Genomic DNA, 18,916 nt, shown 5'->3' with positions numbered 1-18,916 from the left:
CGTCAGGTGTTTCCTGGTGCGTCCACTTCCCAAGCCCATCCGTCCGTGACCGTGCCGAACCGCAGCCCGAACTGCACGGAGCCTCCGGTGAGACCGTACCCGAGGGTGGCCGCGGCGGCCGTCGCCATGTAGACCGTGAGCTGCCGGGGCAGTGTCGTGCGCCCTTCGCGCCGCCGACACGGGCAGGAGCAGGGCCAGCCCACCGGTGAATCCGACCAGGTTGCCACCAGATTGGCTGCCAGCGACGGCCTGTCGTCGAAGACGAAGGCAGCGCCCGCGGCACGCAGAGATACAGCTCCCACCAGGCGAGCCGTTCGGTCTCTCGCCGCTCCAACTCGCGGGCGAGCCGGGCCGGCCAGCGCCTGGCGTCCGCGGCGCGCCACCGTGAGTCGACACCTTCGTCGCCGAACGCGGCTGGTACGAACGCGTCGAGGAGGTGCTCCTCGATCCCGGCCGTCGTCCTGAAACGAGGATCGTCGAGGAGCTCTTGGGGGTCGCGGGACGCGTCGCGCTCCAGATATGACTTCGGCTCGGCGAACTCCAGCGGCAGCAGCTCACGGACCTCCGCACCGGTGAGCACGTCGCTGCACGTGACCGTGTTGCGCCACCCAGGCCGCCAAGGGGGCAAATCACGGGCACGGCCGTGCCGGGCGTGCGCTTCCTGAGAAGGTCGAGGGTGCAGCAGACGGCGAGCACACTCTTGCCCGAACCAGGGCTTCCGAGCACGACCACGCGTCTGGACGGCACCTCCTCGAAGGCCGTGGCGATCGAAGCCAGACAGTTGTCTCCGGAGCGGGGCGCATAGTGGTGAACAGGGGGCGTGTGCGCTGCGCGCTCCTGCGCCACCCCCTGTCGGCGAGTACCCGGGCGGCGGCGAAAGCGGGCTTTCGTGAGACACGCTTCAGGCGAACGTAGTTGCCGCGGCACCGCAGTTCGCCCGGCCGGTGTCCCGGTAGGCCCGGGCCGCGGTCACGAGTACGTCGAGCGCGTCGCGGGTGCGCTGCAACTCCTCGATGTGGTCGGAGAGCCGGTCCCGCTCCTGGAGCATGCGCTCCATCGCGGCGTCGGAATGGTCGTCGCTGGGGGAGTCGACGCACGGCAGCAGTTCGACGATGGTGCGACTGGACAGTCCGGCCGCGTACAGGCGCTGGACGAAGACGACCCGCTCGATCTCGTCGTCGGTGTAGTGCCGCTGCCCGCCGGCGCTGCGGGTGCTGGTGAGCAGCCCCTGCTCCTCGTAGTAGCGCAGCGAGCGGACGCTGGCTCCGGTCCGCGCCGAGAGTTCGCCGATCCGCATCTCGCACTCCTGCCCGTGACCTCGGTCACATGACTTGCCTCTCACATTGATGTCAGGTTCTAGCGTACCTGTCGGGCCCTTCCCTCAGGGTCCTCCGACCAGTACGGACCAGTGCGAGGAGTACCGGCATGACCACGTTGTTCGACCGCCACCGTCTCGGTGATCTGGAGCTGCCCAACCGCGTTGTGATGGCTCCGATGTCCCGGGTCAGAGCAGCCGGGGAGGGGCTTGCGACCCCGTCCATGGCGGTCTACTACGCCCAGCGGGCAACTGCCGGGCTGATCGTCGGCGAGGGGGTGCAGCCAAGCCTTGTCGGCCAGTCCAACTCGGGGACGCCGGGCCTGTACACCGACGAGCAGGTGGCTTCCTGGCGGCCCGTCACCGACGCCGTGCACGTCAACGGCGGGCGCATTTTCGCCCAGATCATGCACGGCGGCCGGGTCTCGCACCCCGACACCACCGGCCTCCAGCCGGTCGGCCCGTCCGCGGTTGCCGCCACGGGGACGGTGTTCACCCCCAACGGGCCGCAGCCCGCACCGGTACCCCGCGCCCTGGAGACCGCCGAGGTGCCCGAACAGGCGCGTTCCTACGCCGAGGCCGCCCTGCGCGCCGTCGAGGCCGGCTTCGACGGTGTCGAACTGCACGACGCCAACGGTTATCTGATCTCGCAGTTCCTGTCCTCCAACGCGAACCTGCGCATCGACTCCTACGGCGGCTCGGTGACCAACCGCATGCGGTTCGCGGTCGAGGCCGTCGCCGCCACGGTGGACGCCGTGGGCGCGGCCCGCACCGGGATCCGGCTTTCCCCCGGCGGCACGTTCTGGGGCGTGGAGGAGACGGAGGTCCCGGAGCTGTACGCGGCCCTGCTGACAGAGCTCGCCCGTTTCGACCTCGCCTATGTGCACCTGGAGGCGACCGCAGAGGAGGAGGTGCTGGTCGAGCTGCGCCGCGCCTGGCCCGGCACTCTGATCGTCAACCCGGTACTCCCCATGGGCCCCAAGCAGACCGACCGGGCCGCCGCCGACCACTGGCTCGGGCTGGGCGCGGACCTGATCAGCTTCGGCCGCGCCTTCATCGCCAACCCCGACCTGGTCGAACGGCTCCGCACCGGCCTGCCGATCGCACCCGCCGACGAGACCACGTACTACCAAGGCGGAGACATGGGCTACCTCACCTACCCGGCCTACCAGTACACCGCCTGAGGACTCCGCACCTTGCACATGCGGGGCCACTCCGGCCCCGCACCGGGACACCAAGGACAAGAAGGAACCAGAGATCTCCTGGGCGGACTGGGCTGCGGCGCTGGGTTCAGCTTCGTTCTTGGCGCGCAGGCACCGCGTCAAGCACGGTGGCCAGTGCCTGGGGGGCGCGGACGCCGCCGCACCACGCGGCAAGCTTTCCGCCACCGCACTCGCCGACGGCGGATTCACGAGCTGATCCATCGGTGTCGATCACCACCACCAGCGGGACCGCACCAGGTCGGCCGGCTCCCCGGCGGCCGGCCTCGGCGGGGGAGTGCTGAGGCCGGGACAGTTACCGCTCCCGGACGGTGTACGTCAGGTGCGTCACCCTTGGGGAGGGCTCCGTGCGGACCGGCTCCAGGGCCACGCGAGCAGCGTCCACGCCCTCGAACAGGCGGATCCCAGAGCCGAACAGCACGGGTGACAACGCGATCGAGAACTCGTCGACCAGGCCTGCGTTCACGTACTCAAGGATCGTCGCGCCGCCGCCCGCGATGCGGACGTCCCGGTCGCCCGCGGCCTGGCGGGCCAGGTCGAGCGCGGTCTCGATACCGTCGTTGACGAAGTGGAAGATGGTCCCGCCCGGCCGCTCCCAGGGGTCACGCTTCTCGTGCGTCACGACGAAGACCGGGGTGCGGAACGGTGCCTCCTCCGGCCACATCTGCTCGCCGGCGTCGAACATGCGCTTGCCCATCACGCTCGCGCCGGTGCGCTCGAACGTCTCCCGCACGATGTCGTTGTCGCGCCCTTCCTCGCCGCCCTCGCCGAGCCCCAGGTTCTCCCGGAAGAAGCGCTGCGGGAAGATCCACTGCTGCAGTTCCCTCCACTGCTTGCCCATCAAGTCCTCAGGGGACTCGGGTGCGATGAACCCGTCCAGCGACATCGACACGCTGAAGAACACCTTCCCCGCCATCAGCCCTCCGCTCCCTTCCGCACGATCTCGGTGACGTACGCGGCCAGGTTGTTCAGGGTCTGCCGACCGCCCTCGACGGCGTGGTACTTCTCGACCGCCTCGTCGCGCAGTTCCTTGGTGGGGAACACCGTGCGCATCTCGATCCGGGTCGCCGCGCCGTCGGGTGCGAACGTGAGGACCGACTCGAAGGCGTCCGGGTCGTCGCGGGACTCACCGTGGAGCAACGCGATCCGCTCCGGCGGGGCGATCTCGGTCCAGGAGATCCACTCCTGGTAGTCGGTCCCGTCCGGCCCGTGCAGCACGAAGTCCCACACCCCGCCGACGCGGAACTCGAAGGACCGCGTGGTGGTGGTGAACCCCTCCGGTCCCCACCACCGTGACAGGTGCCGCACCTCGGTGAACGCCTGGAACACCAGCTCCCGTTGAGCGTCGATGACCCGGGAGATCACGATCTCGCGGTCGGCCGTCACGGACTGCGTGCCTCGTCCCGTCGCGGACTGCGCGTCTCGTCCGGCCGCGGACTGCGTGCCTCGTCCGGCCGCGGACTGCGCCGGCGCTCCTCGTCCTGTCGCGCTCATCAGCTACTCCTCCTGCTTTGCCTGTTTGAGGTCCTGCACATACGCGTCCAGCCGGTCGAAGCTCTCGTTCCAGAACCGCTCGAACCCGCCGGCCCACTCGTGAACCGGTCGCAGCCCGCGGGCGTCCAGGCCGTACAGGCGCTGCTTGCCCGCCCCGCGAACCCGCACAAGGCCGACCTCCCGGAGCACCCGCAGGTGTTTGGACGCCCCCGGCTGAGTCATCCCCAGCTCCTGGGCCAACTCGGTCACCGGCCGCTCACCCGCCCGCAGCAGCACCAGGATCTCCCGGCGCTGCGGCTCGGCGATCGCGTTGAAGACGTCCGACGTCGTCGCTGCTCGTGCCATGGCAACCATCGTATGCCCATATCGGCATGCGTCAAGCCGAGAGGAATCAACCGGGTCTCATCAGGCAACCGGGTCTCATCAGGCGAGAGTGGCCCGACCCGGCAGAGCCGCCGCCCCCCCCGTGGCGGCGGCCCGGCCCCGGCTCAGCGCAGCCGAGTCGCGGCGTACGCCTCGAGCAGCCGACGGTAATGGCCCCCCAGGGCCTCCAGTTCGTCGACCTGCGCGGCCAGGACCCGCCCGATCTCGGGCAGCCCGAGGCCCAGCGCCCGCAGTACGAGAACCTGCTGCAGTTGCAGCAGTTGTCGCTCCTCGTAGTAGCGGTGGCCGTTTGCCCCGGTCCAGGCCGGCGACAGCAGGTCGATCTCGTCGTAGTGCCGTAGTGTCCGGGCCGTCACCCCCGACATCCGGGCGACCTCCGCGATCGGCCAGGCCATCGCCGCCTCCCTCACCCGTGCTTCACCGGGTCGGAATCTCCGGCCCTGCTCAGGACGGTAGAGGCTTCCGCTGCGGCAGCCTCAAGCCCATCGCTCAGCTTCTTACGCGCCGATCGGCGGCCGCGCGGACGGTGACCACGATCGGCCTCCATCTGCTGGCGCAGTGCCCCCCGGCGCCGTCTCTTCTCCCTCACACGAGTGAAGTAGGCGGATAACCCTACGTTCAGACGGCAGTCAAAGGTGTAATCGAAGTGGCCGCCGACGGCCGCTGACCGTGCGTATGCGGATAGTCGACCAAGGAGCGTCGCCCCATGACCACTGAACTCTCTCCGCAGCCCTTGGACGCATTTCTTGGGTCCGTCGCCTCGACCACGTACGAGGAAGCACGCCGACTGCCCGGTGCGGCCGTCGCGAGCTCACGGGACTTCGACGAGATCCGGGCGTACGTCATGGATATGTACCAGGGCGTCCACGCCGTCGAGAGCTACGTCGAAAACGACGGCCAGGTCGTCGACTGCGTCCCCGAGGAAGCGCATCCTGCGGCACGCCACTGGGGAGGCCTCGCCGTCGCCCCCGACCAGGGCCCGCCTCAACTGCCCGAATCCGAAGCGCCGCTGACTGCGGACCCGAGGTCGCGAGAAGCCGTGAGCCCGCCGCCGCGGCAGGTGTCGGCCGCACGCACCGCCCCCGCGGGTACGACACCGCTGTACCGCACCACGCTCTCGGCGCTGTGCCGGTTCCCGAACCTCGCGGCGTCCTCGGCGAAGCAAAGGCCGCCCGCCCTCGCGGCATCCGCCGGTGCCGAGGCACCGGCGGCCGCGCTCGGCAAGCGATACGCGACCGGTGAGCAGAACATCCCCTGCCTGGGCGGAGCAAGCCGCATCAACGTGTGGAACCCGTTCGCTGCGGCGTCGAACCAGTCGACCTTCAGCCAGCAGTGGTACTACGCGGGCCTGGATGGCTCCGTCCTGCAGACCGTGGAATGCGGCTGGCATGTCGACATCACGCGGTACGGCAACGCCACGCCCCACTTCTTCGTCTTCTCCACCAGGCGGAACTACGAAGCCGGCCACTCCTTCTACAACGAAGCGGGCCAGGCGTTCCAGCCGGTCCCCAACCCCTATGTGCGTCCGGGCGCCCCGTTGGCGGTGTCGCAGAGCGGCGGCACGCAGGTCGAGTACAAGATGGGCTTCTACTTCACCAACAACGCCTGGTGGCTCTACTTCGACGACCATGCGATCGGCTGCTACCCGGCGGCATGGTTCAACAACGGGCCGATGGCCACCAACGCCGCCCGTGCCAAGTTCGGCGGCGAGGTCGGAACCCTGATCACTCAGTGGCCCCCGATGGGCTCCGGACGACACGCGTCGGCGGGCTTCGGACAGGCGGCGTACCAGCGCGTCGCGGCGGTGAACCCCCTGAGCGGCGGTGCGGTGCATGCGACCCTGTCGGACGCGGGTTCGGTGAGCGGCCCCTGTTATTCACTTCAGATCACCAACAACTCGGGGTCCGACTGGGGCAGTTACTTGTTCTTCGGGGGGCCGGGTGGGGACTCCTGCTGAACACCGCCGCTGCGCAAGGGCAGGGGGCCGTCGTAACGGGCTTTGATGTGGACGCGCTCGCCCTGAGGGCCGAGGATGCTGAGGAATTCCACGGAGTGTTCGTCGGAGTTGCCGAACCAGTGCGGAAGGTGGGTGTCGAATTCGGCGACTTCGCCCTCGGTGAGGATGAAGTCCTTGTCACCGAGTACGACGCGCAGGCTGCCGCGCAGGACGTACAGCCAGTGGTAGCCCTCGTGCGAGCGGGGGTCAGGTTCGCGGCCGTCGGTCAGTCCGGCGGGCAGGATGTGCTTGAACGCCTGCAGCCCGCCGGGTTTGCGCGTCAGCGGGATGACGGTCAGGCCGTTGCGGGTGAACGGCTGCGGATACACCCTGGGGTCTAGATCGGCCGGGGCGCCGACAAGTTCGTCGATCGGCATCCGGTAGGCCTTGGCCAGGGGCAGCAGGAGTTCCAGGCCCGGTTTGCGGTGCCCGGACTCCAGCCGGGACAGCGTGCTGATCGGAATGCCGGTGCTCTCCGACAGAGCGGTCAGGGTGGCGCCGCGGCGACGGCGCAATGCACGCAGCCGGGGCCCGACCGCGGCCAGCACCGCATCGAAGTCATCGCTCATATGTTCACCGTGCCTGCGTTTTGCGTTTTATGCAAAGAACTTTGCCCGATTGCTGGTGTGGGCGCACTTGGGCGCCGGAGATGGTCACGACGACCCGAAATACCGCCAGGCAAGTTGCTCAGCCCGCGCCGGTGGCCGAGTGTGAGTTCGCCACCTGGAACCCCAGGCCCACAAGGAGCGGCAGCGCTACGAGGGCCAGGTGCGTCACGGCGGTCTTCCAGCACCGGAACACCGCGGCGAGGCAGAATCCGCCGCCCGCCAGCCATGCCAGGAACCACAGGATGCTCTCGCGTTCGGCCGCTGCGTCCTGGGCTTCCCGTGGGCTCGGCGCCCCGAAGGACAGTCCGGACAGGACGTAGCCGTAGCCCGCGTAGAGCACGATCAAGATGTCGATGACGGCCACGAACACGGCCAGCGTCCCGTCATTGCGGCGTGGGGGGAATGTCATATTCGTGAGTTTCCTCTGTGGGGGAAACCAGGGGGCCTGAGCGGATGTATGTACGTGCTCAGGCCCCCTGGCCGGAAATGCGGTCAGCCCTTGCCCTGGAGCGTGTGCTCCAGGGAGTCCGCGTACAGGCGGGCTCCGGCGGGCTTGGGGTGGAAGGACTGCATAGACGGAGCCGGCGCGTCGTTGTCCGCCTGTGACCGGCCTGTCATGACGATGCCGTGGATGGTTTCCGGGTCACCGCAGATGGCCTTTCCCGCGAACTCGTCACGCGGGTCGGAGAAGGCCGCCCACGACCCCGCGTCGGAGGCGGAGCCCTTCATCTCCTTGGCGAGGGTGTCGGCCACCGTGTTCACGAACTGGCCTTCGGTCTTTTCCATGGCCGGGACGCAGGACCCGTCGTGCTCCAGGAGCCGGGGATAGCCCATGAGGACGACCTTCGCGTTCGGCGCCTCAGAATGGATCTTGTTGAGTACCTTGACGATCTGCGGTCGCACCGCTTCGTGCAGCCACTTCGGGGCCCACTTGTCCAGCCGGTCAGTACTCCCTGGCCGGTCCTCGCCGGTGGCGGGATCGACGTTCCCGATCGTGGCTGCCTGGCAGTTCTTCAGGGACGGTACGGGAAGGTCGATGCACTTCGTGATGACGTCCGTGAAACGGGCGTCATTGCCGCCGATGCTGAGTGTGACCAGGCTGGTGTTCTGGTCCAGGTACCCGGCGTCGACCTGTGGCACCTCGCTGGACTGGCCGTCCTTGAGCATGTCGTAGGTGCGTGCTCCGGAGCAGGCCACGAAGTGGTAGTCCATCTGCGGGTCGAAGCTGTCGGCCAGTTTGCCGATGGACTGCGAGGCTCCGGGCAGAGACGCCTGCCGGGACCAGGCCAGCTTTGAACGGTGACACTTGTCCGTGGTCTTGTCGGTCAGCTTGTTCTTGTAGTCGGTCTCGGAGAAGTAGTTCTTTCCGCCGGGTTCCGTCGCGCCCTCACCCGAGGAGTAGGAGTCACCCATGGCGACGACGGAGTTCTTCGGCTTACCCGGCAGCGGCTGGAAGGCGATCGAGCCCCAGGCGATGTCCTCGTCCGCCATCCCGTCCTTGGTGGTGTTGGACAACTCGACCTCCGGCGTTCCCGTGAAGTGGAACGCCCCGAGGCTCACCCAGCCGCCGGCGCGCTGGAGCACGTGGCGCTTCGGGCTCTTGGAGTCGGAGTTGCGGACGACGTAGGCGGCCTGCCGGGTCTGCGCGCCGGTGTCGGGCAGGTGCACAAGCACGCGCGCCCAGTCGAGCTTGTGACCGAGCGTCCACTTGCCGTCGATCGTCATCCGGTTGCCGGGCCCGCCGAGGTGAGACTCCTCATCGCGGGTGTGGGTGTACCAGAAGTGGCCACCGTGGCCGCCGCCGATCGAATGCAGATCGGCCTTCGCCTCGTAGTGCCCGTCCCCGTCGGGGTAGAAGGTGAACTGGAACTTGCCCTTTGACTTCGCCTTGCCGCACGACGACCAGGTCTCCGTGCCGCTGGGGACGGATGCGACGACCTCGGCGTTCTTCGGTGCGGCGTCGCACACCGGCTCACCGTACTTCAGCCGGTGGCCGCGGCCGGGCTCGGCGATCAGAGTCTTGTACTTGATGTCCTCGTTACCACACGTCTGGGCGCAGTCGGACTTCCACGTCACGTTCTCCTGGTTCCACCAGTACTTCTCGTAGCACTTCGCGTCCGGGCAGTCCGGAGGGCTGGACGTGTCGCAACCGTTCTTCTTGTTGCAGAAGGCATCCAGCGGTGGGCTGACCCGGGAACGGGCAGCAGTGGAGTTCCACCAGGCAGGACGGAAACCGGCCGATGCGAACCCGGACTCGCCCGGCCAGTCCTGACGGCCGTCCGTGCCGTAGGAGAGGCCGGTGTCCATGGACCAGGCGGCCCAGCCGAGGACCTTCTCCTCATACGGCCAGTTCTGCGGGTTCGCCGCGTCCCGGATGTTGTTCGCGTTCAAGCTGACATCCATGAACGGGTGGTCCCAGGCACCCTTCTTGTACATGGGGTTCGCCGGGTTGTTGTACCAGCCGAGGCCCCAGTGCCCGCCGTGCTTCTGGGCCTCCGACGTGGGGTTGAAACCGAGGTTGTAGTTCCAGGCCGCGGTGAACCAGTTCTCCACACGGGACGGGTCGTCATTGTTGACCGTGATCGTCTGTCCCTTGGTGTGGACCTCGTTCCACTTGTCGGCCAGGATCTTCATCGAGGCGGCGACGTTGGAGGCGTAGTCGATCGCGAGGAGCTTCTGCACCTTGGGGTCGGTGCTGCTCGTCTCGTCCTCCTTCTCGTGCCCCGACAGGCGCATGCCGTCGGTGACCTGACCGACGCCGTAACCGCAGTCGGACTTCTTCCAGTTGATGCGCCAGTAGCCGAAGAGGGTGTCCTTGGCGTTGTGACCGTAGTAGCCGTCCACGGCGGCCAGCGGGCTGCCCATCTGCCCGGGGACCGCGCCGTTCTCGGCCTGCCACAGGTTGGACTCCTGCGCCATGATCCCGAGCAGGACGTTGGCGGGGATGTGCCCGCCGCCGTTCAGCGTCGGCCGCGGGAAAAGCCCCTGCGGGTCGATCGTGCCGAGCCCGGCCTGGCTGCGGTAACCGCCCTGGCGCAGCCACTTGCCGCGCAGCTCGCCGCGTACGGCCATGTCCACGGCCCACTCGACCTGGTTCGGCGTCGGCTGGAGTGCCTGCGCGTTCATGTCGTTGCGGGAGACGGAGCACCAGCGGTCGGTGTCGCGGGGGTCGTGGGAGACGGGCGAGGGGGCGGGCGCGGCCGCGCGGGTCAGCGTGCGTGGTGTGGCGCCGCCGGTCAGGGCCGGGGAGAGGCCGCTGCCCGTGCCCGGCTGCGCCGGGGCGACGTGCTGCGCGACCTTCCTGCCGGTCGTGGTGGCGGTCGACGTCACCTTGATCGCGGAGTCGTCGGCCGTCCCGGGGGCCTTGCCAGTACGGGACCGCACTCCGGCCTCGGGCTCCTCGGCCTTGTCGAAGCCCTTCCCCGCAGCCTTGATACGGGTGAGACCGGCGCGGACGCCGGGGGTGAGGACCGGTTCGACGGCCAGGCGGCCGTGAGAGGAGACGCTGGTGTCGGCAGGCGCGTCGATCTTCGTGATGCCGCTCCCCGCCACCTTGACGTCCTTGGCGTCGCCGGTGAGGAAGGCGCGGCCCTGTGCGCCGGGCGCCAGATCGAGGTCGCCGAGGCGTCCGGTGGCGACGGTGCGCGGCCTGGTGTGGCCGTCGTACACCTTCGCCTGCGCCGTCTTGGTGCCCTTGCGGTCCACGAAGCCGATCCGGTCGCCCGTCAGGGGGCGGATGTCGAAGGGGATGCTGTCGCCCTGGGCGAGCTTGCGCACCTTGCCCTTGTCGCTGACGTGCACGAGGTCGCGGCCGAGACCGGCGACGACACCGTCCTTGACCGGGGCCGCCGACGACACCTGCCCGCGCAGCTCACCGGTCTTCGCGACCGTCTTCCCGGCGGTGTCCACCGTGATCACCCGCGTCTTCACCTGCGACGCGTCGTTCATGTCGCGGTACTGGGTGAAGGCGGCGGTGTGCGTGGTGGTGTTGCAGGTGGGGTCGAAGTAGGCGAGCGTGGCGGTGAACGGCAGCTTCGTCACCGCACCCGTCCTGGTGTTCACGATGGCCGTGAACGCGCCGCCCTGCATCAGGCCGGGCTTGTTCGTGAAGGCGCGCGGGGCGTACACGGCGGCGACATGGGAGTCGTCCATGACGCACTGGTTGCCGATCCACGAGTCGGCCGGGATCCCCGGCTCGCTGAGGACTGCGGCCGTCTTCCAGTCGTACGCCTTGCTCGACTCGGCGGTGAGGATACGCAGGCCGTCCGCGTCGGCGGCGGCGGTGACGGCCCGGTCCTGGCTCTTCTTCCAGTCCTTGCCGAGGTTGGCGTCCGGGTTCGTGACACGGTTCGAGCCGGGTCTGCCGGGGGACTGCGGTCCGGTCTCCGCCTCCTTGGCGGAGGCGGGGGTGGGCAGTGGGGATTCTGCGGCGAGTGCCTGCGACACCATGGGCCCGCTCGCGACCAACATGGCCGTGGTGACGAGCAGAGGTGTGCGCAGACGGCTCGACACGCGATGACGGCGTATCAAAACGTTCCTTGCAGTGGTGAAGTGGAGCGGGACCCGGTCAGGCTTCCTTCGCCTTGGCGACCGCTTCCCGGGTCGCCGCGGCCGCCTTGTCGAAGTCCTTCAAGTGCTTGGCTATCTCGTCCCGCTGGATCTTCGACTCGGCGTCGAACCACGTGCGGGCCACGTCGTAGGTGTCGCGGCAGGCGATGTCGTCCTTGGCCGTCGCGATCTCCTGGTCCGTCACCTTGTCGGGGTCAGTGAAGCGGGGGTCGTCGCTGGCGTCGAGCGGCCGCTTGTACCCGCCGTGGCCCTTGTCCTTCATGCAGGACGACCACTTGGCGAAGACATCGACGACCTCGGGCGCCTTCTGGGACTTCAGGAACGACTTGCCGCTGATCTCCTGGACGATGGCCGGCGGTGTCGTGTCGGGGACCTTCCCGTCCACCTTCTCCACACAGCCCCGCAGCGTGGCGTCGTCGGCACCGGACTCATCCACCGCCCCGGCTTCCATCGCCTTGTCGTACGCCTCCTGCTCGCCCTCGGCGGGGTGGTAGCCGCGCTCGGCGGAGAGCCGGGCGTCGTGGACGCCGTAGCGCCAGTCGGTGAGCGTCTTGCCACCGATCTCGGGCAGGTCGGGAGCCGGCTTCCAGGCGTCGTAGCCCGCCGCGCTCATGCACTGGTCGAGCAGCCGGTCCCGGGACTGGGTCACCACGCGCGCCTGGGTCGCGGTGGGCATGTACGCCTCGGTGGGCAGGCGCCAGGTCGCCGGGTCGTCCGGGGAGCCCACATAAGCCTGCGCGACCTTGCCCGGAGCGGCGACCTGGTACGTGCCGGAGTCGGCGCCGCTGCCCTTCTCCGTACCCACGGAGGTGTAGTAGGCGGCGCCCGCCCCGGCCGCGAGCACGAGAGCCGTGACCGGAACCGCTGCCTTGGCCGTCAGCCGCATCCTCGTTGTTCCCTTCTGCTGCCCGGTCACTTGCTGGACCACTTGAACGAGGCGTTGTTGTTGTAGACGTGCCGGAACCGGTCGATGTGCTGGTACGGAGCCATCACGTCCTGCGCGCCCTTGTATCCGCTGTTGACGTACACCCGGGCCTTGTACTTGTGGTGCTCGTTCTCGCCCGCCGCGCCGTTGTTCTTGACCTTCAGTCCGGATCCCGGCCAGGGGGCGCTCGCACCGTTCTTGACACAGAAGGTGAGCGCCGAGTGCGCACCCACCACTCCGTCCGGGGCGTCGTTGAAGTCGTAGATGCTGTAGCCGATGTTGCGGTACGAGCCGTTCTGCCCGGAGTTGTACCAGATGTGGAACTTGAACTTCGAGACGCCCGGGCTCTTGCACGCCTCCGCGCTGTACAGGTTGTCGGTCTCACCGGCTGCCGCCGGAGACGTGATCAGTACGGCCGCCGCAAGCCCGGCCATGGCCGCGATCCCTAGGCGGACTTTACGTGAACCCGTGTCTACGGGCATTGGAATCTCCTTGCTTTCCTCGTCCGTTGGCGCGTCGCGGTGTGGGGCGGGCGCGCCACCGCGCAGCCCCCTACCCGACGCGAACATGAGAGTTCCCTGAGGACGGGAACCAGGAGAGGACTGTATTTAGCCGCCACACGGTCACTGAACGGAGATTCTTCGTCATATGCGACATAACATGACCTTCCGGTTTCATATTTGATCATGTTTTGCACTTCAAGTGATCAAATCGAAAGCAAACAGGGTGTTCAGGTCAGGTCGACGCCTGACGTGGCGTCAGGCGCGTGCCGTCGCCAGGGCGCGTCTCGTCGCCTCGGCGCGCACGGGGGAGGGAGCGGTTGAGCTACCGTGCCGTCAGATACTCGATTCCCAAGGCATCGATGACGTGCGAGGGTCGGCGAGTGACTGCCTCGAGTAACGAATCCGCCCCTCGGTACGCCCTCGACCTGCTGCGCTGGCAATTCGACCTGACCTGGGCGCTGTTCGAGTACCACCTGGAGAGGCTCGAAGCCGACGACTTCCTGTGGGAGCCCGCCGCAAGCTGCTGGACGGTACGCCAGGCCGACGACGGAACGTGGGTGCCGGACTGGGCGGAGAGTGAGCCCGAGCCCGTTCCTGTGCCGACAATCGGCTGGTTGAGCTGGCACATCGGCTGGTGGTGGAGCGTGGCCGTCGACCACGCTCATGGCAGAGCGCCTCGGGAGCGCAGTGACATCACCTGGCCGGGTGCGGGCGAGCCGACTGTCGAGTGGCTGCGAGGACTTCGTACGGAGTGGCTGGAGGCACTGGACCGGTTCACCGGCGCCGACCTGGACTCCACCGCCCCCTTCCCGTGGCAGAACGACCCTCGACACACCGTTGCGCACATGGTCGCCTGGGTGAACGCCGAACTGATGAAGAACGCTGCGGAGATCGGCCAACTCCGTCTCCAGCGGGCTGGCGACCGCCGGTCGACGAATACGCGAAGGTGACGTCGATGCTGTGGTCGAAGCCCGGCACGGTGCTGTTCTCGAACGGCAGGAAGGTGCCGGTGCCCGCGTTTTGCGAAGAGGCCGTCCAAGCGGCCGTACCGGACCTTGGCGGTCTCCCTCAGCGCGTCCACCGCGCTGAGGTCGGTGACATCGGCCGCGATGCCCGAGGCGTTGGGACCGGTCCGCCGGCACGCCCGGCCATGATGTCCCGCACCGGCGGGGGCAGTTCATCCCAGTCGAGTCGGAAGGGACCGCTGGCGGTGGCGACCGCCGCCACGCGCGGTTCGAGCGCTGCGGCCCGGGCGGCGATGGAGCCGCCCAGACTCAGCCCGGCGAGCCCGGCGAGCCCGACCACGGTCCCCGGCGCGTCGGACGGGCCGCGCAGCCAGCCGGTGAACCCCTCGCCGCGCACCGCCGCGCACCGCCGCGCACCGGGCTCCAGCGCGGCGAGGGCCCTGCTCAAGGCCCGGTCCGCCTCGGAGGCAGCGAGTTCCGCTTCCGCGTACGGGGCCAGGGTGGCGAGGTGGAACCACCGGGCCGCCATTGGTCTTGCCTCCGGCGCCGGTGGCGCGTGTCCACTGGGCGGCGGCGAACTCGGTGACGTTCATCGTGCTCCTCCGGTCAGCAGGACGGCCTTGCCGCGTATCCACCGCTCCCTGCGCCTTCTCCCGTACCGCCTCGCACAGGGTTGCCGCGTCGTGCTCGCCGGCGTCTCGGACAGCACCAGGGCGTTTGACCGGACGGGACGGCACCGGCACCGTCATTCATCGTCGCCCGGCGGTGGCATCGAACAACTCGTAGGCCAGGTGGGTTGCGTCCGGCGAGGTAAGCGCCGAAGCACAGGCCCAAGTAGCTGCCTCCGTCGCGGACCCAGTCGCGTACCGCACCGGCGGAGGCGCGCAGGTGCCGCCAGGTTCCTTCGAGGTCGGCGCCGCCGCCGGGTTGGACGTAGAGCTGCGCGTCGGCCAGAGCGGCCGCGGTGAGGGGAGTCCCGGTGCCGGGGCCCACGTACTCGACCCGGAACGGCCGCGGTGCCCGACGCAGCAGGCCGGCCACTGTCGGCGCGCATGCGGAGCAGCCCTGCGGGCCGTTGCACACCAGAGCGAGGGCGGCCGGTCGCTTTTCTCGTCGGGGCACAACTGCCCGCCGTTACTGGGTGATTCGCAGAAAGTTGCCGGAGGGGTCGAGGAAGGCGCAGTCGCGGACGCCGTCGGGCTGGTTGATGGGTTCTTGCATCACTTCGGTACCGGTGGCCTCGATGTGTTCGAAGGCGGCGTCGCAGTTGTCGGTCGTGAAGCCGAGGCGGCCCAGGTGGCCGTTGGCCATCAGGTCCGCTATCGCCTGCCGGTCGGCTTGTGGGAGGCTCAGGTGTGTGCTGGGAACTTCGAGGATGATCTGCACGTCCGGCTGCGTCGGCGGGCGGACGCTCACCCGCTGTGTTCCCGCCGCTTCGAGGCCATCGCGTGCATCGAGGCCGGGTACGTCACGATAGAAGCCGAGCACGTCACGGTAGAAGGCGAGCGCCTCATCGAGGTCGTGGACGGGGAGTGTGCAGGCCGAGAGTCGGAGATCCGTGCCGGTCAACGACGCTCCTTTTCCTTGGCGGGCAGGAAGATGATGTCGAGGTCCTGGAGGCGGTCCGGGTCGGTGTCGATGGCGATGCGGGTGATCTTTCCGTCGTAGGTGGTGAACGTGAAGAGGGCCTTGGGTCGGCCGCGGTGTGACCAGACGGCAGCCGGGACTCCGTCGACCAGGGCGAGTCGGGCGGCCTGAGCGCGTCCGGCGAAGAAGGCCGCCACCTCGTGGGCGCCGCGGATCTCTATGGCCACGGCGTCCGGATCGAGCAGTTCCAGCAGCGCGCTGAAGTCTCCGCCGCGGGCCGCGGCGAGGAAGGCCTCGACGATTTCCCGCTTGGGGGAGCGCGCGGCATCGGACGCGTCGGCCGTTCCCTGCACCTGGCGCCGGGCCCGGCTCGCGAGTTGCCGGGCCGCTGCCGGGGAGCGGTCGATGATGGCGCCGATCTCGGCGAACGACACGGCGAAGACGTCGTGCAGGACGAACGCGAGCCGTTCGGCGGGGGTCAGCGTATCCAGCACGACCATCAGGGCGACACCGACCGAGTCGGCCAGCAGCGTCTCGTCCTCGGGGTCGGCCCGGCCGCTCAGTCGGGTACTCGGGTGCGCTGCGGTCGGCTCGGGTGGCAGCGCCCCGGCAGGCTCCTCGCGCCGGGCCCTGCGTGCTTCGAGGATGTTCAGGCAGACCCGGGCGACGATGGTGGTCAGCCACCCGCCCGCGTTCTGCACTTGGTCGGTGTCGGCGCGGGTGACCCGCAGCCAGGCCTCCTGCACCGCGTCATCGGCGTCGCTGGCAGAGCCGAGCATCCGGTAGGCCACCGCGTGCAGGTGTTTGTGGTGCTCGGTGAATCGCTGGCTCAGCCAGTCCTGCTCGACCATCTGTCACATTCCTTTGTTCGCTCCTGTCATAACGATTGACCGGCGAACCCGCGCCGATGTGACATCCAGACCCTGGCCGGGGTCCGGCGACCGCGGGCGCATCCACCTGAAGTACCTGGAGACAAGGCATGAAAGCGCACGTCAGCTCGATTCTCCTCGCTGTCCGGGACATGGACCGGGCCAAGCAGTTCTACCTGGAAGGGCTCGGCTGGAAGATCAAGAACGATTACGGCATCTCGGTGTTCTTCGAGTCGGACGGCGCCTCGCCCGTCGGCTTCTACGGCCGCGAGGGCCTGGCCGAGCAGGTGGGCACGGAGGCGGACGGCAGCGGCTTCAGCGGGCTGGTCCTGACCTATGTCGTACGCAGTGAGGCACGGGTCGACGAGGTCATGGCAGAGGCCCAGAAGGCGGGCGCCCAGATCCTCAAGCCTGCCGGAGCTTTGCCGTGGGGCGGGTACGGCGGTACCTTCGCCGACCCCGACGGCTACATCTGGAGTCTCGGCTACAGCGCCCAGGGAACGGATCAGCCCTACGCGGAGTAGCCGCGACCTGTTGGCCGGCAGTCGTCCGGGACGGCGGAGCGCGTGCCGCGGCCGTCCCGGGCACGGCGCCGACCCCGAGCGGCAGCCTGGACATCGTCCCCGGCTCCCCTTTCCCGCCGACCGTCGCCACTGGGGGGCGGGAGCGGACGATCGACGCGCTCAAGTACTGGCTCTGGCTTCGGCCTGATGCGGCTCTGCCGGGCGATCGATTCGGTAGAGGTAGTGGGCGCGGTCGTCGACGGGATTGTCCGGCTCCAGGTCGCCCTCGGCGATCCGGCGCAGCCCGGCCTTCTCCAGGGCACGCCAGGACGGCCGGTTGGCCGCCGACACCGGCACCAGGACACATGGGACATCGGGATGGTCGTTCCAGGTCGCCTGGATGACCGAGTGGATCATCTGTGGGCCGAGTCCTCGGCCTGCCTGCTGCGGCTCACCGATCAGGTAGTCGATGGTCATTGCCCCCGAAGGCACCTTTACCAGGGTGGCGAGTTCAGCCAGATACTCCGGATAGTCGGACAGGCGGCAACGCTGGACCAAGCCGACCGGGCTGCCGTCAAGGTGGATGAGAAGGTCCTCCGAAGGTTCCTCACCCCTGACGGCGGGGCCGAAGTCCCGTACCACCGCCTCGATCGAGGTTTCATGGCTCCACCAACGGGCCACGTGCGGCTGTTCCAGCCAGGACCGCAACAAGGGGAAGTCGCGCTCAGTCAGCCGACGCCAGGTAATCATCGAAAGGCCTCCATCGGCACGCGATCGCAAGGGGTTGAAAGCCTCGCGGTCACAAGCCTGGACGGCAAGGTGCCGACTCCGCGGCGCGGTGGACGGAGAGGCCGCGGCAATGGTTCAGTTCCCGGAGTCGACGATGGCGGTGACGCGGATCTCCACGCGCATGGCGGGGAGGCCGAGGACCGTGACGCCGGTCTCGGTCCAGATGGGCGCGCGGCCGGCGAGGCGACGGCGGAACTGCTCGGCCATGACCGTGTTGTGGTCGTCGCCGATGGCGTCGTCTCCCGGTGCGACCTTGTGGTAGGAGTTGACGTGGATGACGTCCTTCCATGTGGCCCCGACCGTGGCGAGCGTGCGTTCCACGTTGTCGAAGGCCTGGATGATCTCGTCTTCCAGTGAGTCGGGGATGTTCAGGTCGTCGTCCACCCCGGCCTGGCCGGAGGTCTCGACCCGGTCGCCGACGCGGACGGCCCCGCTGTAGCCGAGGGCCTCGTGCAGCTTCTCGCCGGAGCCCGGAGTGATGCCGAAGGTGACGGTGCTCATGATGCTCCCTCTTGCTGTTCATAGGGGTGCGTTTCCTCGCACATGACTTCACGCGTAAAGTGAAGCTAGCACGCAATGACTTCAAGCGTAAAGTGATGGCGGGCTTCGCTGGAGAGAGCGGGAAGATCTATGACCAGTACGGGAGGGCCCATGAGCGGCGCGGGCGGACACGAGGACGATGAGGAACTGCTGTGGCTCGACGAGCAGGAGAAAGCGGCGTGGACGGGGATGATCTCCCTTGTCCTGCTGCTGCCCGGCAAACTGGAGTCGCCGCTGCGGCAGGAACACGGCCTTACTTTGTTCGAGTACCTCGTGCTCAGCCACCTCTCCGAGGCCCCGCAGCGCAAGCTGCGGATGGGAGAACTCGCCTTCCTCGCCAGCGGGTCGCTCTCCCGCCTGTCCAACGTCATCAAACGCTGTGAACAGCGCGGCTGGGTCGTACGGACACCTGACCCGGCCGACGGCCGTTACACGCTCGCCGAACTCACCGACGCCGGCTTCGAGATCGTGCGCCAGGCGGCGCCCGCCCATCTGCGCGCCGTACGCCGCATCGTCCTGGACTCGCTCAACGCCACCGACCAGAAGGCCCTCGCCCGCATCGCACAGAAACTCCGCATCGTCCCCGACGACTTCGGCTGACAGCCGTCCCGCGCGACGACCCACTGGGCACCGTCCGGCGACTGTCCGG

At 68.5% G+C, this 18,916-nt stretch carries 21 protein-coding genes and 1 pseudogene; 5 read left to right on the top strand and 17 right to left on the bottom strand.

Annotated features, from left to right (window positions below; genetic code table 11):
* Positions 1-2: 2 nt before the first annotated feature.
* Both IG78_RS49040 and IG78_RS0104595 read right to left on the bottom strand, forming a co-directional pair.
* Positions 3-302 (bottom strand): hypothetical protein, encoded by a 300-nt coding sequence (locus tag IG78_RS49040; protein ID WP_157855756.1) that lies wholly within the window; start codon positions 300-302, stop codon positions 3-5.
* Between the two features lie 599 nt (positions 303-901).
* Positions 902-1,297, bottom strand: coding sequence for a MerR family transcriptional regulator (locus IG78_RS0104595; protein ID WP_037685112.1), 396 nt, complete (start codon positions 1,295-1,297; stop codon positions 902-904).
* Between the two features lie 128 nt (positions 1,298-1,425).
* Between IG78_RS0104595 and IG78_RS0104590 the strand changes: the two genes are divergently transcribed.
* Positions 1,426-2,499 carry an alkene reductase gene (locus IG78_RS0104590; RefSeq protein WP_030559901.1) on the top strand — a complete coding sequence of 358 codons (1,074 nt, stop codon included), beginning with the start codon at positions 1,426-1,428 and terminating at the stop codon, positions 2,497-2,499.
* Positions 2,500-2,830: 331 nt separating this feature from the next.
* Here the strand turns inward: IG78_RS0104590 and IG78_RS0104585 are convergent, their stop codons facing one another.
* From IG78_RS0104585 to IG78_RS0104570, 4 genes and pseudogenes are all read right to left on the bottom strand, one after another.
* Positions 2,831-3,451, bottom strand: coding sequence for a dihydrofolate reductase family protein (locus IG78_RS0104585; protein WP_030559900.1), 621 nt, complete (start codon positions 3,449-3,451; stop codon positions 2,831-2,833).
* A complete protein-coding gene (locus IG78_RS0104580) occupies positions 3,451-4,029 on the bottom strand; it encodes an SRPBCC family protein (protein ID WP_078964818.1) in 579 nt (192 codons plus the stop codon). The genes IG78_RS0104585 and IG78_RS0104580 overlap by 1 nt, the downstream gene beginning before the upstream one ends.
* Before the next feature lie 3 nt (positions 4,030-4,032).
* Positions 4,033-4,374: an ArsR/SmtB family transcription factor gene (locus tag IG78_RS0104575; protein ID WP_030559897.1), complete on the bottom strand. Its 342-nt coding sequence runs from the start codon at positions 4,372-4,374 to the stop codon at positions 4,033-4,035.
* Between the two features lie 173 nt (positions 4,375-4,547).
* Positions 4,548-4,808 (bottom strand): annotated as a pseudogene (locus IG78_RS0104570) (MerR family transcriptional regulator); the annotation flags it as partial.
* Positions 4,809-5,119: 311 nt separating this feature from the next.
* On the opposite strand from IG78_RS0104570, the gene IG78_RS0104565 reads away from it, so the two are divergent.
* Positions 5,120-6,370 (top strand): neprosin family prolyl endopeptidase, encoded by a 1,251-nt coding sequence (locus tag IG78_RS0104565; RefSeq protein ID WP_030559894.1) that lies wholly within the window; start codon positions 5,120-5,122, stop codon positions 6,368-6,370.
* On the opposite strand, the gene IG78_RS0104560 is transcribed toward IG78_RS0104565, so the two are convergent.
* From IG78_RS0104560 to IG78_RS0104540, 5 genes are all read right to left on the bottom strand, one after another.
* Positions 6,331-6,978 (bottom strand): helix-turn-helix domain-containing protein, encoded by a 648-nt coding sequence (locus IG78_RS0104560; RefSeq protein ID WP_051852366.1) that lies wholly within the window; start codon positions 6,976-6,978, stop codon positions 6,331-6,333. The two genes, IG78_RS0104565 and IG78_RS0104560, sit on opposite strands and share 40 nt — an antisense overlap.
* Before the next feature lie 118 nt (positions 6,979-7,096).
* A complete protein-coding gene (locus IG78_RS0104555; RefSeq protein WP_157855755.1) occupies positions 7,097-7,426 on the bottom strand; it encodes a hypothetical protein in 330 nt (109 codons plus the stop codon).
* Between the two features lie 83 nt (positions 7,427-7,509).
* Positions 7,510-11,529: an SGNH/GDSL hydrolase family protein gene (locus tag IG78_RS0104550; RefSeq protein WP_225881981.1), complete on the bottom strand. Its 4,020-nt coding sequence runs from the start codon at positions 11,527-11,529 to the stop codon at positions 7,510-7,512.
* A 55-nt stretch (positions 11,530-11,584) separates the two neighbouring features.
* Positions 11,585-12,472, bottom strand: coding sequence for a hypothetical protein (locus IG78_RS0104545; RefSeq protein WP_051852365.1), 888 nt, complete (start codon positions 12,470-12,472; stop codon positions 11,585-11,587).
* Between the two features lie 26 nt (positions 12,473-12,498).
* A complete protein-coding gene (locus IG78_RS0104540) occupies positions 12,499-12,945 on the bottom strand; it encodes a hypothetical protein (protein WP_051852364.1) in 447 nt (148 codons plus the stop codon).
* Positions 12,946-13,373: 428 nt separating this feature from the next.
* Here IG78_RS0104540 and IG78_RS0104535 point away from each other — a divergent pair, with 428 nt between their 5' ends.
* Positions 13,374-13,964, top strand: coding sequence for a DinB family protein (locus IG78_RS0104535; RefSeq protein WP_078964860.1), 591 nt, complete (start codon positions 13,374-13,376; stop codon positions 13,962-13,964).
* A gap of 118 nt (positions 13,965-14,082) precedes the next feature.
* Here the strand turns inward: IG78_RS0104535 and IG78_RS41710 are convergent, their stop codons facing one another.
* The 4 genes from IG78_RS41710 to IG78_RS0104520 form a co-directional block, all read right to left on the bottom strand.
* Complete coding sequence (locus IG78_RS41710) at positions 14,083-14,508, bottom strand: alpha/beta hydrolase family protein (RefSeq protein WP_051852362.1); 426 nt, start codon at positions 14,506-14,508, stop codon at positions 14,083-14,085.
* A 77-nt stretch (positions 14,509-14,585) separates the two neighbouring features.
* Entirely contained in the window at positions 14,586-14,972 is a 387-nt protein-coding gene (locus IG78_RS47640) for a BPL-N domain-containing protein (RefSeq protein WP_225881997.1), read from the bottom strand.
* Between the two features lie 141 nt (positions 14,973-15,113).
* Positions 15,114-15,548, bottom strand: a complete 435-nt coding sequence (locus IG78_RS0104525) for a VOC family protein (protein ID WP_030559885.1) — start codon at positions 15,546-15,548, stop codon at positions 15,114-15,116.
* Complete coding sequence (locus tag IG78_RS0104520) at positions 15,545-16,417, bottom strand: sigma-70 family RNA polymerase sigma factor (protein ID WP_030559884.1); 873 nt, start codon at positions 16,415-16,417, stop codon at positions 15,545-15,547. Before IG78_RS0104520 ends, IG78_RS0104525 begins: the two co-directional genes overlap by 4 nt.
* 128 nt (positions 16,418-16,545) lie before the next feature.
* On the opposite strand from IG78_RS0104520, the gene IG78_RS0104515 reads away from it, so the two are divergent.
* On the top strand, positions 16,546-16,959 hold the full coding sequence (locus IG78_RS0104515; protein ID WP_030559883.1) for a VOC family protein: 414 nt from the start codon (positions 16,546-16,548) through the stop codon (positions 16,957-16,959).
* Positions 16,960-17,118: 159 nt separating this feature from the next.
* On the opposite strand, the gene IG78_RS0104510 is transcribed toward IG78_RS0104515, so the two are convergent.
* Both IG78_RS0104510 and IG78_RS0104505 read right to left on the bottom strand, forming a co-directional pair.
* A complete protein-coding gene (locus tag IG78_RS0104510; RefSeq protein ID WP_030559882.1) occupies positions 17,119-17,688 on the bottom strand; it encodes a GNAT family N-acetyltransferase in 570 nt (189 codons plus the stop codon).
* 114 nt (positions 17,689-17,802) lie between these two features.
* Positions 17,803-18,228, bottom strand: coding sequence for a Rid family hydrolase (locus IG78_RS0104505; protein ID WP_030559881.1), 426 nt, complete (start codon positions 18,226-18,228; stop codon positions 17,803-17,805).
* A gap of 129 nt (positions 18,229-18,357) precedes the next feature.
* Between IG78_RS0104505 and IG78_RS0104500 the strand changes: the two genes are divergently transcribed.
* On the top strand, positions 18,358-18,867 hold the full coding sequence (locus IG78_RS0104500) for a MarR family winged helix-turn-helix transcriptional regulator (protein ID WP_030559880.1): 510 nt from the start codon (positions 18,358-18,360) through the stop codon (positions 18,865-18,867).
* Positions 18,868-18,916 lie beyond the last annotated feature (49 nt).

The sequence above is a fragment of the Streptomyces aureocirculatus genome (genome assembly GCF_000720475.1).
GTDB lineage: Bacteria > Actinomycetota > Actinomycetes > Streptomycetales > Streptomycetaceae > Streptomyces > Streptomyces aureocirculatus.
This window is presented reverse-complemented; position numbering and strand designations above follow the sequence as displayed.